This window comes from Comamonas sp. F1-6 (assembly GCF_039581415.1).
In the GTDB taxonomy this organism is placed as follows: Bacteria; Pseudomonadota; Gammaproteobacteria; order Burkholderiales; family Burkholderiaceae_C; genus Comamonas; species Comamonas thiooxydans.
Genome location: NZ_JBCPWN010000003.1, coordinates 221,438 through 233,368, shown reverse-complemented (window position 1 = coordinate 233,368; position 11,931 = coordinate 221,438). Strand labels below are relative to the sequence as shown.

The 11,931-nt window shown below is 61.1% G+C and carries 12 protein-coding genes; 5 read left to right on the top strand and 7 right to left on the bottom strand.

The annotated features are described in order from the left end of the window. Positions 1-104 precede the first annotated feature (104 nt). Entirely contained in the window at positions 105-515 is a 411-nt protein-coding gene (locus tag AAIL66_RS04900; protein ID WP_034352538.1) for a hypothetical protein, read from the bottom strand. A 181-nt stretch (positions 516-696) separates the two neighbouring features. Here AAIL66_RS04900 and AAIL66_RS04895 point away from each other — a divergent pair, with 181 nt between their 5' ends. After that, positions 697-897, top strand: a complete 201-nt coding sequence (locus AAIL66_RS04895) for a hypothetical protein (RefSeq protein WP_343496143.1) — start codon at positions 697-699, stop codon at positions 895-897. Between the two features lie 56 nt (positions 898-953). Here the strand turns inward: AAIL66_RS04895 and AAIL66_RS04890 are convergent, their stop codons facing one another. Both AAIL66_RS04890 and AAIL66_RS04885 read right to left on the bottom strand, forming a co-directional pair. Further along, positions 954-1,235 carry a DUF1232 domain-containing protein gene (locus tag AAIL66_RS04890; RefSeq protein ID WP_343496142.1) on the bottom strand — a complete coding sequence of 94 codons (282 nt, stop codon included), beginning with the start codon at positions 1,233-1,235 and terminating at the stop codon, positions 954-956. 168 nt (positions 1,236-1,403) lie between these two features. Then, entirely contained in the window at positions 1,404-1,937 is a 534-nt protein-coding gene (locus AAIL66_RS04885) for an N-acetyltransferase family protein (RefSeq protein WP_343496141.1), read from the bottom strand. A gap of 145 nt (positions 1,938-2,082) precedes the next feature. Between AAIL66_RS04885 and AAIL66_RS04880 the strand changes: the two genes are divergently transcribed. Beyond that, entirely contained in the window at positions 2,083-2,508 is a 426-nt protein-coding gene (locus AAIL66_RS04880) for a TOBE domain-containing protein (protein WP_343496140.1), read from the top strand. Continuing rightward, the gene (tsaA, locus tag AAIL66_RS04875) at positions 2,508-2,990 is read left to right on the top strand and encodes a tRNA (N6-threonylcarbamoyladenosine(37)-N6)-methyltransferase TrmO (RefSeq protein ID WP_034384069.1); all 483 of its coding nucleotides are present in this window, start codon (positions 2,508-2,510) and stop codon (positions 2,988-2,990) included. The genes AAIL66_RS04880 and tsaA overlap by 1 nt, the downstream gene beginning before the upstream one ends. 81 nt (positions 2,991-3,071) lie before the next feature. Here the strand turns inward: tsaA and AAIL66_RS04870 are convergent, their stop codons facing one another. From AAIL66_RS04870 to AAIL66_RS04860, 3 genes are all read right to left on the bottom strand, one after another. Beyond that, positions 3,072-4,199: a suppressor of fused domain protein gene (locus tag AAIL66_RS04870; RefSeq protein ID WP_034352524.1), complete on the bottom strand. Its 1,128-nt coding sequence runs from the start codon at positions 4,197-4,199 to the stop codon at positions 3,072-3,074. Positions 4,200-4,298: 99 nt separating this feature from the next. Then, the gene (locus tag AAIL66_RS04865) at positions 4,299-6,749 is read right to left on the bottom strand and encodes an ATP-dependent DNA helicase (RefSeq protein WP_343496139.1); all 2,451 of its coding nucleotides are present in this window, start codon (positions 6,747-6,749) and stop codon (positions 4,299-4,301) included. Further along, entirely contained in the window at positions 6,746-8,506 is a 1,761-nt protein-coding gene (locus AAIL66_RS04860; protein WP_343496138.1) for a VRR-NUC domain-containing protein, read from the bottom strand. The genes AAIL66_RS04865 and AAIL66_RS04860 overlap by 4 nt, the downstream gene beginning before the upstream one ends. Positions 8,507-8,632: 126 nt before the next feature. Between AAIL66_RS04860 and AAIL66_RS04855 the strand changes: the two genes are divergently transcribed. Next, entirely contained in the window at positions 8,633-8,962 is a 330-nt protein-coding gene (locus tag AAIL66_RS04855) for a carboxymuconolactone decarboxylase family protein (protein ID WP_004340750.1), read from the top strand. 51 nt (positions 8,963-9,013) lie between these two features. Here the strand turns inward: AAIL66_RS04855 and AAIL66_RS04850 are convergent, their stop codons facing one another. Next, positions 9,014-10,927, bottom strand: coding sequence for a potassium transporter Kup (locus AAIL66_RS04850; protein WP_174447042.1), 1,914 nt, complete (start codon positions 10,925-10,927; stop codon positions 9,014-9,016). 217 nt (positions 10,928-11,144) lie between these two features. Between AAIL66_RS04850 and AAIL66_RS04845 the strand changes: the two genes are divergently transcribed. Next, positions 11,145-11,927: a type 1 glutamine amidotransferase gene (locus AAIL66_RS04845; RefSeq protein ID WP_343496137.1), complete on the top strand. Its 783-nt coding sequence runs from the start codon at positions 11,145-11,147 to the stop codon at positions 11,925-11,927. Positions 11,928-11,931: the final 4 nt, after the last annotated feature.

Below are 11,931 nucleotides of genomic sequence, written 5' to 3'. Positions count from 1 at the left end.
GGTTGTGCAACGCCGTGCATTCTGCCCGCGGTTCGGCAATGCTCAAGGCACCTCCTAGCTCCCGGACCATTCATCTACTTGCCCCTGATTTCGACCTCAGGGGTTCAGGAGGTCTTTTTCCAGCTTCTTCCGTCCGTGGAGCGATAGTCACCACCCGTGGCACAGCAACCGCCCGCACCAAAGGCCATGCGTCCCAGTGTGACCCGAAGCACGCCTTCCTCATAGCGGATGGATTGACGCTGGCAGGAGGTGAAGAACGGGTATGGCTCGGGCGCCAGTACTTTTTCCCAGCGGACTTCGCCCTTTTCCAGAGGCTCCACAAGAAAGACCTCGCAATCGTGGACCAAAAGGAACACCGGCTGGCCTGCCAGCACGCCCTTGAAGACCTGCTCCGGCGCTGCATCACGCGTGGCTTGCGCCTGTTTGCTCAGAGGTGCTTGGGCTTCGCCAGAGTTGCAGCCCGCCAGACCTGTCAGCGCCAGCAGCAAAAAGGAGAACAAGGGCTTTGCGATCATGAGAGTTCAGTATGCCAGTTGCTTGCCATCGCCACGACTGAAATCGTGTTGGAGAATCAAAGCAGTCATCCTGCATATTCCGTGTGATCCCCAATGTCTTCGTGCCCTACGACACCGGCACGCGCGAGCAGCCCAATATCTCGCCCTCCTGGAGCACGGTGTCAGAGCACCAGCGCAAGCTGTGTATTTTCGAATCGACCCCACGCCCCATGCCCTCTGGGCGAATCTCAAGGCATTGGACTTCAACCCGAAAACCGACAAGGTCAGGAAGCTTGAGCTGGGCGTAGACCAGAGCCATGCCTCTTCGGGCAATGCCACGGCAGAACTCAAGCCCTTGGCACCGTTTCAATTTCTGGGCATCCAAGGTCTGGCGGGCTTGTAAAAAGCGACCAGCGCTGATGCATCAGCGCTGGTCGCTATGGTTGTAGTGATTGCGACTTAGCCGACCTTGGTGCCCACGCGTTCGCGCAGTGACGCCAGAAGCTCGGCCGGCAGAAACCTGAAAGCCAGTTGCAGCAGCAAGAAGCCGATCAGGCCATCGTCCAGCCAGCCCAGAATGGGAATGCTGTCGGGTACGAAATCTATGGGGCTGACGATATAGAACGCCGCCAGCACGGTGACCAGCTTGGCCGCCTTGGGCGAACGCGGGTCGCGCAGCACGGCCCAGGCGAGCAGCAGTTCTTTGCGAAAGCGTGACAGCGCGCGACCCAGTTTCCACATAGTAGTCACTCCGGCAAAAGTGAAAAAACCGAATCCTCAGTTGCGGTCGAACTGGACAATGGCAAGAGCAAGGCATTGCCGGTCTGCCACAGAATGTATCCAAGAGCCGAAACCCAAAAGCATCAATCCTTTTATCGAAAAGATTGATGCTCCTGATTTGACAGCAAATCAACCGTCGATCGGGTGTTCCGGCGTCTGCAGCGTGAGCTGGTAGAAGGCCAGATCCAGCCAGCGGCCGAACTTGAAGCCCACCTGGGGCATCAGGCCCACGGACTCGAAACCCAACCGCTTGTGCAGTGCAATGCTGCCCGCGTTGGCGGCGTCGATGGCACCGACGAGCACATGCACATCTCCACGCTGCCTGGCCTCGGCAATCAGCAGTTCCATCAATTGCTGCCCCAAACCTCGGCCCCGGTGCTGTGGATGGACATAGACCGAATGCTCAACCGTGTACTTATAGGCGGGGTAGGCGCGAAAACCTCCCCAGCTGCAAAAGCCCAGCAACCGGCCTTGCGCATCCTCAATGCCGATGACGGGGAAGCCGCCTGCACGCTTGACATCGAACCAGCTGACCATGTTTTGTGTCGTGCGCGGCTGGTAGTCGTAGAGCGCCGTGGAATTGACGATGGCATCGTTGAAAATGTCCAGAATCGCAGCGGCGTGGCGTTCGTGCGTGCATTGCACGATGTTCAGATCACTCATTTCTTGGCCTCAGGCACCCAAATCAGAGTCGGTATTATGGGCAAGGTCCAAGCAGTCGTGGCCTGCGCAGCGTTTAACTGCACAGGCGCGGGTGCTATAAGAATAGATTCAGCTTCCTTCCCGCCGGTATTTTCAGGAAACCCTCATGCAAAGCAGTGCACGCAACCAGTTCAAGGGAAGTGTCTCCCATATCAGCCACGGCATCGTCACCGATGAGGTCCAGATCCGTACCGAGCACAATGCGGAGCTGGTGGCGACCATCACGCATGGCAGTGCCGTCAGCCTGGGCCTGAAGGCCGGCAGTACGGTGATCGCCATGGTCAAGGCGCCGTCCGTGATGGTGGTGACAAATTGCGAAGGCGTGCGCTTCTCGGCGCGCAACCAGCTCAACGGCAAGATCACCCGAATCAAGCCCGGAGCGGTGAATGCCGAAGTGACCATAGATGCCCGGGGCCTGCAGGTGGTGGCCATGGTCACCCAGGAAAGCACTGAAAACCTGGGCCTTGCCGTGGGCAGGACGGCTACGGCCTTGTTCAAGGCTTTTCAGGTCGTGCTGGCGGTGCTGCCCTGATGAACGAATCCATTGTTCTGCAGCCCATAGGCCGTGTACACAGCCCGTTCAAGCATGCCGTGGGCATGCCCATACAGACCGTGGCTGCCCAGCAGCATGAGGGAAAGATCGAGGTTTTTGCACCTTTTGCCGCAGGCTTGCGCGATGTGCAGGAGTTTCAATACCTGATCCTGCTCACGCACCTGCATGAGGCCACGGAAAAGCTGGAAGTCGTGCCCTTTATGGACACCAGCAGCCATGGCGTTTTTGCCACAAGGGCACCGGCAAGACCCAACCGCATCGGTCTGTCCATTGTCGAGCTGCTTGGCATGGACGGATGCTGGCTGCATTTCCGCGGTAACGACATGCTGAATGGCACGCCCGTGCTCGACATCAAACCCTATGTACCGCAGCTGGATGTGCGCGAGACAGAACGCATAGGCTGGTTTGCCAGAGGGCTGGATCAGTTGCCGGGCAGACTCTCCGACGAGCGCATGCGTTAAGAGCTATTTGTTTTCCGAGCTGGAACAGTTGATGCGTCTAGCTCCAAAGCGCATGCAGCTACTTGATGCATGGCATGGTACCTAGCGCTCTTCGTACCTGCCTGTCACGCGCCCCTGGCTATCCGTCACCACACTGCTCTTGACCTGCCAGACCAGACCATCGAGTCCGGGCACGGTGTACTCGCCGTCGCGTCCCTTGACGGCCTGCTTCCAGGCCTGCATCTGAGCCTGGGTCAGGCTGAGCTTGAGTTCATGGTCGCTATGCCAGTCCAGCATCCCGCCTTCACTGTCGCCGGCAGGTACCAACTCCAGCGTGGAACCATCGCCTGCCAGAATCAGCGGACGACCATGGGGCAGGCGAGCAGGCAGCATGGCCTTGAGATCGCGCACGCCCAGGCTGCCCAGGCGAATCACGGTCTGGGGACTGCGCAGCAGACGCTTGCGATGACTGAAGCCAAGCACATCGTTGTAGAGCACGCACGTCTTGGAGCCTTCTCTTGCCGCCCCGGCATCGATGGCGGCCTGCATATCGGGCAAGTCATGCAGACTGGGCCGGGCCAGATCGGTGATCCACAGCGGCATATAACTCTGCAGGGACTGCAGCGCTCCCAGCACATTCCAGCGGCGTACCTCGCGCAACTCGTCACTGGTCAACCCCACCAGCTGCAGAAACATCAGGTCACCATAGGGCGTGTGAATGGCCGCCAGCTCGGGATCCTGCACAAAGCCCATCTCGGTCAGCAGCGTGTCGGCATCAGCCTTGATCGGGCCGCTGGCCGTCATCCAGTGGCCGGGGGCCAGCACATTGCCGGTGCGAAATACATATCGAGCAATATTTTGCAAGAAGTTAACAGGCCAACTAGGCGGCTCCTGCTCGCTGGCGGCACGCATCAGCCTGAAGCTCAGCTCGAAACCATAGCCACTGGGCTTGCCTGGAGCGATGTCGTAGCTGTCGTCCAGATCACCATACAGGTCGCTGAAGCCATAGCTGACATAGTGCCAGTGAGGCACGCCCTGCTCGCTGCGATAGACGCTGACGCCGTCCAGCGGCTCTTCTCCTCCAAGACGAAACTTGATCAGCGTCCCGAAATGCGCGGGCTGCTGATCACCATAAACCGCCTGCAGCGCCCCATCGATTGCATCCCATCCCTGGCTGCCCTCTTGCCCTTCAGCGTGGGTTTGAGAGTCGTAGGTTTCGCGGGAATTCATGGCCTTTTTCTCCTTTGCCCCAAGTATCAAGGCAGGCGAAAGCCGTTCGAGCGGGATTACAAACGGAGATGTGAGCGAGCGTTTCTGGCAACCATGCGTTCAGAAACCTCGGTCGACCCCTTTGATCTGCCACCAGGCAGGCAACAGTGCACGCACCTCGGCGCGCGCGAAGCGATCGTCCATCAGCACCAGAATGCCACGATCGTTCTCGCCGCGTATGACCCGGCCAGCCGCCTGCACCACCTTGCGCAAGCCCGGGTAAAGATAGGTGTAGTCATAGCCCAGCCCCACTCCCATGGCCTGATCCATGGCACGCTGCATGGCTTCGTTGACAGGATTGAGCTGGGGCAGACCCAGCGTGGCAATAAAAGCACCGATCAGACGGCTGCCGGGCAGATCCACGCCTTCGGAAAATGCCCCGCCCAGCACGGCCAGCCCCAGGCCCTGACCACCCTCGACAAAGCGGGCCAGGAATTCGGCACGCCCGGCCTCGTCCATGCCACGCTGCTGCAGCCACAGCGGCAGTTGCGGCTGCAGCCGCTCCAGGGTGGCGGCCAATTGCTGCAGATAATCAAAGCTGCTGAGAAAACACAGATAGTTGCCGGGCTGACGCGCATATTGCTGCGCGATCAACTCGGCCATGGGGATCAGCGATGCCTCGCGATCCCGCCAGCGTGTCGATATATGGCGTGCGATATGCACCTGCAGCTGTCGGGCCGCAAACGGCGACGGGACATCCAGCCAGGCAGTATCGGCAGGCAGCCCCAGCAGGTCCCGGTAGAACTGGGGCGGACTCAGCGTGCCCGAAAACAGCACCGTGGCCTGTGCCGCCTCATGGCGTGACGCCAGATGCGGCGCGGGCACCACATTGCGAATGCACAGCGTGGATGCTGGCGTACGCACTCTGCCCGCACGCTGCGGCGGCGTGGCCAGTTGAATATCAAACAGCGCATGCGGCCCGAACTGATCGGCCAGTGCCTGAAAATGCAGCAGTTCCCAGTAAAAACCCAGCAAGGCATCATCGGCAAGTGCGGGCTGCCCCACTGCAGCTGCATGGCCGGCTATCTCCTGCTCAGCCAGCTGATCCGCTATTGCACCTACGGCCCGCTGCACGGTACCCAGCAGTGCATCAGGAATGCTCTCGTAGCTTTGGTAACTGGCCTGATCCTGGGCCTTGTTCAGCGCCTGCCACTGGCGCTGCATTGCATCGAGTGCCTTTTTGACAGCTCCGGTCGCGGCCTGGCGGGCCTGCGCCAGATCAAACTGGGACAGCGGTGCCGTGTACATGCTGCGCGCGCGCTCCAGCAGATTGTGCGCCTCGTCCACCAGCACGCCCACACGCCACTCCTGTTGCAAGGCCAGCGCATGGAGCATGGAGGCACTGTCGTAGTAATAGTGGTAGTCGGCCACCACTACATCGGCCCAGCGCGCCAACTCCTGCGACAGGTAATAGGGGCAGATGCCATGTTCCAGGGCCAGAGTCCGTAACGATGGCGCATCCCATAGCGGCAGTTGCAGCGCCTGCTGCCTGGCCGCAGGCAGTCGGTCAAAGAAACCGCGCGCCAACGGACAGGACTCTCCATGGCAGGCCTTGTCGGGATGCTCGCAGGTCTTGTCGCGCGCTTGCATATCCAGGATACGCAGTGGCACAACCGATGCCGATGCCGATGCCGATGCCGATGCCGATGCCGATGCCGATGCCGATGCCGATGCCGATGCCGATGCCGACAAAGCTTGCTGCAGTTGCCACAGTGCGTGCAGTGCCAGCCCATGTCCAGTCCCCTTGGCTGTAAGGAAGAACAGCTTGTCCAGCCCTGCTGAATCCGTGGCCCCCTTGCCCATGACGGCTCCCATGCTCTTGAGCAAGGGGAAAATCGTGGCCAAAGTCTTGCCGATACCGGTCGGGGCCTGGACCATCAGGCAACGACCTCCTTCGCTGGCATGGGCCGTGCGGTAGACGGCCACGGCCAGCTCCCGCTGCCCTGCTCTGAAGGCCGGCATGGGAAATCTCAGCTGCACCATGGCCTCATTACGCGCCTGACGGTGGGCGGCCTCGCCGCGTGCCCAGACGAGATAGCTGGCACATTGCGATTCGAAAAAGGCTTGCAGTTCGGTGGCAGAACATTCCTCCACCAGCACGGTCTCCTCTGCGCTGCCGATCTGGAAATAGACCAGCGCCAGCTTGATCCGCTCAAGACCGCGCTCCTGACACAGCAAATGACCATAGACCCTGGCCTGGGCCCAATGCAGTGCCCGATGATGGGGACGCACGCCGTCAAGCCGGCCCCGGTAGGTCTTGATCTCTTCGAGCTGCTGCTTCATGGCATCAAAGCCATCGGCCCGACCGCGAACCTGCAGCTCTTCGAACCAGCCGCTGAGCGCCAGCTCCGCCTCGTAGCCACCCACTTTGTCACGCCGTTTCTGCACCACGGCATGCCCTTCCATGCCCTCCAGCGCACTGGGCGTGGGCGTAAAGCGCAGATCCAGATCGCCGCCGCGCGCCGTGAACTCGCACAGCGTGCGTACTGCCACGCTAAGCGCAGGCTTCATGACGTGCCACCTTCGTCGCGCCACTGCACATGACAGACGCGCACAGGAATGCCCTGCTCCTTGCAGTAGGCCAGCCAGCGAATCTGGTTGTCCTGCAGCTTGTCACCCGGCGCTTTGACTTCCACCAGCTCATAGCGTGAACCGGCATCGGACCGCAGGGGCCAGAAGCGCACCAGATCGGGAAAGCCGGTGCGGTTGGCCTTCAGGTCCAGCAGGAGCCGCGTGAACAGAGTCCGCAGATGGGCGGCAGGCATGCAATCGAGCGCCAACTCCAGCAGCTCTTGCGTCAATGAGCCCCAGAACACAAACGGTGACTGAACCCCTTGCTTGTCGACAAAACGCTGGCGAATCGTGGCCCGGTAGCAACCGTCCTCCAGCTCGGCCAGACAGGCATCAAACAGAGGCTGGCGGCGCAGCACAAAATCCGGTGCTCCCAGGTCGGCCGGCCCACTCTGGAAGGGATGAAAAAACGCCCCCGGCAGCGGCGCAAAGATGGCGGGCCAGCACAGCAGACCAAATAGCGAGTTGACCAACGCGTTCTCCACATAGAACACGGGCGCATCAGCACTATGCCAATGGGCTTGCAGCGCGTACTCCACCGCCATGGGCTGGGCGGGTCGGTCCAGCAGCACATCGCTGCGCAGGGCCGCCACGGCCGGGGCCAGAGCTGGCTGGCGCCCCGTGGCCCCCAGTCCCAGGCTGCGGCTCAGACGCGGCAGCATGCGCGCCACACGCTGGCGCTCCTCCTCGCTTTCAGGCGCGGCTTGCGCCTGGCTGGCAAGGGCCAGTGCCTCATCAAAGCGCTGCATGCGCTCCAGCACGCGAATATGACGGTGGCGTGCACCCGCATAGCAGCTGGCCGTGTAGGCCTGAGCCGCCAGCGGCCAGTCCTGCAGCCTCTCGCACATCTGGCCAAGCTTCAGCAGAACCTTGGCCCGGCGCATGTCCAGCCATGGGTTCTCGCTATGATTTTCAATAAGCGCAGGCAGCAATTGTGCCGGCTCCACGCCTTCGTCGAGGTCCCGACGCCGGGCCGATATCTCCAGATAGAAGTCCAGATCTTCGCGGCGCTGAAATGCACGCGAGTCAGCATCCAGCGCCACCGGCTCGTAGCGGAAAATACCGAGGTCGGCCAGCACGAACTCCGACCAGTCCTGGTAGAGATTGCCAAAGAACATCAGCCGCAGACGCTCTCCCAGCTCGTCCACCATGACGCGCCAGACAGGTTCCACGGCCTCGGGATGCCAGACGGCATACGGCCGAGGCTCGGGTTGCCTCTCAGCCAACAGTTGCAGCATCTCGGCCTTGCGCATCGAGGAGCACAGCTCAAAGCCAGTCAAGATCTGAAGCAGCTCGGGTTTGGTGTGCAGGCCGAATAGTTCGACCGCCTCCATGGGCTCGGTGGTACTGAGCCAGCCACGCTCCAGCAAAGGTGCTGCGGCGTCGCCCGTCACCGGAATCTCCTCGTAGGCCAGCTTGCTGGCTCGAAACCAGGGCCCGCGCCGCATCAGCATGCGTACCAGCAGCGCCCTGGAGTTCTGCGGCAAGCGCGCAAAGTCGGCAATGAAATCAGCCTCCTGCTCACTGAGCAGATCTCCATAGCGCTGCGCCAGCCAATCCAGCGCCTGCTGGAAGTTGTGCAGATAGTAGAAGCGGTGCGGCGGAAGAATGGCGGCCTGGGATGCGGTCACGGTGACGCTCACAAAATGCTCGGGGAAAAGACGGCTGGATGCCGACCATGAAACCTGTATTTTCATACAGCCCATAAGTCCCTGCAGACTCCTCCGAACCCAGGATTGCCGATCAGCGGACGAAACGCTTGCGACTTGAATGCCCGGTGACAGTGGCACACAATCAATGCTTCATTCAACAAGGAGCAGGCAATGCTGGACTGGAACGAATACCGCAAGGAATTAGCAGGCAGGCTGGGAGAGTTTTCCGAGTTGAGCCCAGGCACCATGGAGGGCTACAAGGCCTTGTCCGGTGCGGGCAGGAAGACCGGCCATCTCGATGCCAAGACACGCGAGCTGATTGCCATTGCCGTGGGCGTGACCACGCGTTGCGACGGCTGCATTGCCGTGCATACCAAGGCTGCCAAGGCAGCTGGTGCCAGCCGGGAAGAAATTGCCGAAGCCCTGGGTGTGGCTGTGGCCTTGAATGCGGGCGCCGCCATGGTCTACTCGGCTCGCGCTCTGGACGCTTTGGACGAGTAACGTTCTAAAAAGATAGCAGCCAGCGCCTGTCTGGCTAGCCATACCTAGCCGTCAAAGCACAACCTGCGTGCCCAGCTCCACCACCTGGTTCGCAGGCAGCTTGTAATAAGTGGCCGCACTGGCCGACTGACGAGACATCCAGCCAAACAGCGCGCAGCGCCAGGCCGAGAGACCGCCGGGCCCGTCCACCACCTGCACCCTGGCCACAAAGAAGCTGGTCGTCATGGGGTCGAGGTTCGGTATCTCTCCATCGGCGTCCGGTGCAATCCGCTGGAGCGCCGCCGGAATATCAGGCTGCTCGCGAAAGCCGAAATGCATGTCCAGTGCCCAGACCCCATTGCACATGGGCTTCAGCTGCAGGCGCTCGCCATCATGCACATAGGGCGTGTTCTCGTTGATCACGTGGAGAAATACCGTCTGCTCATGCATGACCTTGAAATGCTTGAGATTGTGGAACAGCGCATTCGGCACAAGCTTGGGGTCGGAAGTCAGATAGACGGCCGTGCCGGACACCACCGGCACGCCGCTCATGGGCGAGCTCATCAGATCGCTCATGGGAATATCAAGGCGACGGCGATGTTCGGCCACCAGCTGGGTACCGTCGCGCCATGTGGTCAGCGCGATGAAGATGATGGCGCCCAGAGTCAGCGGCAGCCAGCCGCCCTGCTCCAGCTTGGTCAGGTTGGAGGCAAAAAAGCCTATCTCCAGCACCGCAAAACAGGCCAGCGCCGCCAGTGTCACGGCTCTTGCTCGGCTGCGCCCCAGATAGACCACAAAGCCCACCAGCATGGTGGTGATCAGCATGGTGCCCGACACGGCAATGCCATAGGCCGCCGCCAGCGCTCCCGAGGACTTGAAGGCCAGCACCAGCGCGATCACGGCCAGCAGCATCAACCAGTTCACACTGGGAATATAGATCTGGCCCTGTTCCTGATCGGAGGTATGCAACACACGCACACGCGGCAGATACCCCAGACGGTTGGCCTGCAGCGTCATGGAATAAGCCCCCGAGATGGTCGCCTGAGAGGCAATCACCGTGGCGGCCGTGGCCAGCACCACAAAAATCAGCAACCAGGACGGCGAGGCCAGCAAGAAAAAGGGATTGCTGGCCGCAGTCGCATCGCGCAACAGCAAGGCACCCTGACCGAAGTAATTGAGCATCAGAGCCGGAAACACCAGTCCATACCAGCCCAGACGTACGGCCCGGCTGCCGAAGTGGCCCATATCGGCATAAAGAGCTTCGGCGCCTGTCATGGCAAGAAACACGGCCGATAGCAGAAAGAAGGCCTTGTCCGTGTGTTGCACGGCGAAGCGAAGCGCATGCAGCGGGTTGACGGCCTGCAGCACCATGGGCGTCTGCACAATGCTGGCCACGCCCGCCCAGGCAATGCAGAGGAACCAGACAATGGTGACCGGGCCGAACAGCCTCCCCACCACACTGGTGCCCTTCATCTGAATGGAAAACAGTCCGATCAGTATGCCTATCGTGATAGGTACGATGAAATGCTCGAACTCCGGCGTGGCAATGCTCATGCCCTCCACGGCAGAGAGCACGGAAATCGCCGGCGTGATGATGGCATCCCCATAGAACAGCGCGGCCGCAAACACGCCGGCCCCGACCACAAAGCGCGAGCGGCGCGACTGATCGCCCATCACGCGGTGGGCCAGTGCCGTCAGCGCCAGCACGCCGCCCTCGCCATCGTTATCGTGGCTGAGCACAACCCACACATACTTGATGGCGACTATGACGATCACGGCCCAGAGCAGGGCCGAGAGCGCGGCCAGCACATTCTCGTGGCCCACCGTCAGCCCATGGACGCCGGTAAAAGCCTCCTTGAACGCATAGAGCGGGCTGGTACCGATATCGCCAAATACCACCCCCAGCGCCGCCAATGTCAGTGCCGACTGGCTGCTGCCCTGCCTCGTATCCCCAGCCCCCTGAAGCCCGTGTTTGCTTTGTGACATAGCCATGCTTTTGCAGTGATAGAGGCCGCTGCAGCCGGGCGGCGGCAGCCCAGTATGGCACGCTGACGGAAATTGGAAAGCTGGATGACGCTGGGCCGAGCTGTCTTTCTTTATGCAATCTTGATAGCAGCAGCCACAATCCATACCAGGGCTTGAGGCCTGCCTTTCTAGATTCAAGGCTTCGCAACAACCGGCTTGCCCTTCAAGCCCGTCTCCCATGAAGCCCGTCGCCATCCTCCAGCACGAAGCGTCGCAAGGCCCCGGCATCCTGCTCGACCATCTGCGCCAGCAAGAGATTGCCCATGTGCTGATAGATCCCTGTGCCGAAGGCACGGCCCCGGCCAATGCGCGCGACTATCGCGGCATCATCGTGCTGGGCAGCAACCATTGCGCCAACGAGCAGTTGCTCTGGATTGATGAAGAGCGCTGCCTGCTGCAAAGTGCCCTGCAGCACGACATCCCCGTGCTGGGCCACTGCTTTGGCGCGCAAATGCTGGCCCGCGCCATGGGCGCAGGCGTCTGGCGCAATCCCTGCCCGAACATAGGCTGGAGCGAAGTCCGCATCACCCCCAACGCCCAGCAACTGATGAACCTGCCCGCGCAAGCCACCATCTTCAACTGGCATTACGACACATTCGACATTCCGACGGCCGCCAGGCGCACCATGTACGGTCGGCATTGCCTGAACAAGGGATTTGTCCACGGCCGGCAATGGGCGTTTCAAGGCCATCTGGAAGTGACCGCTGACAGCGTGCGTCAATGGTGCGGCGAGGGCCACGATGAGCTGCTGCAGGCCCGGGGCCCGGCCGCTCAAAGCGAGGCCCAGATCCTGGACCGACTGCCGCAGCACATAGAGCAGCTGCATGCCATGGCACTTCGTACCTACAAGGCATGGAGCGATCAGCTGGACAGGCCGGTTTCGGTTTCGTGCAGCAGTTCCTCGGAAGCTTTGAGCCGATTTCGCCTGCGCTCCGACGAATACCTTCGCATGCAGCTATGAGACT

Excerpts from the sequence above, each read along its gene's own strand:
- AAIL66_RS04900 (WP_034352538.1), bottom strand. The coding sequence starts at position 515 with ATGATCGCAAAGCCCTTGTTCTCCTTTTTGCTGCTGGCGCTGACAGGT.
- AAIL66_RS04890 (WP_343496142.1), bottom strand. The coding sequence starts at position 1,235 with ATGTGGAAACTGGGTCGCGCGCTGTCACGCTTTCGCAAAGAACTGCTG.
- AAIL66_RS04885 (WP_343496141.1), bottom strand. The coding sequence starts at position 1,937 with ATGAGTGATCTGAACATCGTGCAATGCACGCACGAACGCCACGCCGCT.
- AAIL66_RS04880 (WP_343496140.1), top strand. The coding sequence starts at position 2,083 with ATGCAAAGCAGTGCACGCAACCAGTTCAAGGGAAGTGTCTCCCATATC.
- tsaA (WP_034384069.1), top strand. The coding sequence starts at position 2,508 with ATGAACGAATCCATTGTTCTGCAGCCCATAGGCCGTGTACACAGCCCG.
- AAIL66_RS04870 (WP_034352524.1), bottom strand. The coding sequence starts at position 4,199 with ATGAATTCCCGCGAAACCTACGACTCTCAAACCCACGCTGAAGGGCAA.
- AAIL66_RS04865 (WP_343496139.1), bottom strand. The coding sequence starts at position 6,749 with ATGAAGCCTGCGCTTAGCGTGGCAGTACGCACGCTGTGCGAGTTCACG.
- AAIL66_RS04860 (WP_343496138.1), bottom strand. The coding sequence starts at position 8,506 with ATGAAAATACAGGTTTCATGGTCGGCATCCAGCCGTCTTTTCCCCGAG.
- AAIL66_RS04855 (WP_004340750.1), top strand. The coding sequence starts at position 8,633 with ATGCTGGACTGGAACGAATACCGCAAGGAATTAGCAGGCAGGCTGGGA.
- AAIL66_RS04850 (WP_174447042.1), bottom strand. The coding sequence starts at position 10,927 with ATGTCACAAAGCAAACACGGGCTTCAGGGGGCTGGGGATACGAGGCAG.
- AAIL66_RS04845 (WP_343496137.1), top strand. The coding sequence starts at position 11,145 with ATGAAGCCCGTCGCCATCCTCCAGCACGAAGCGTCGCAAGGCCCCGGC.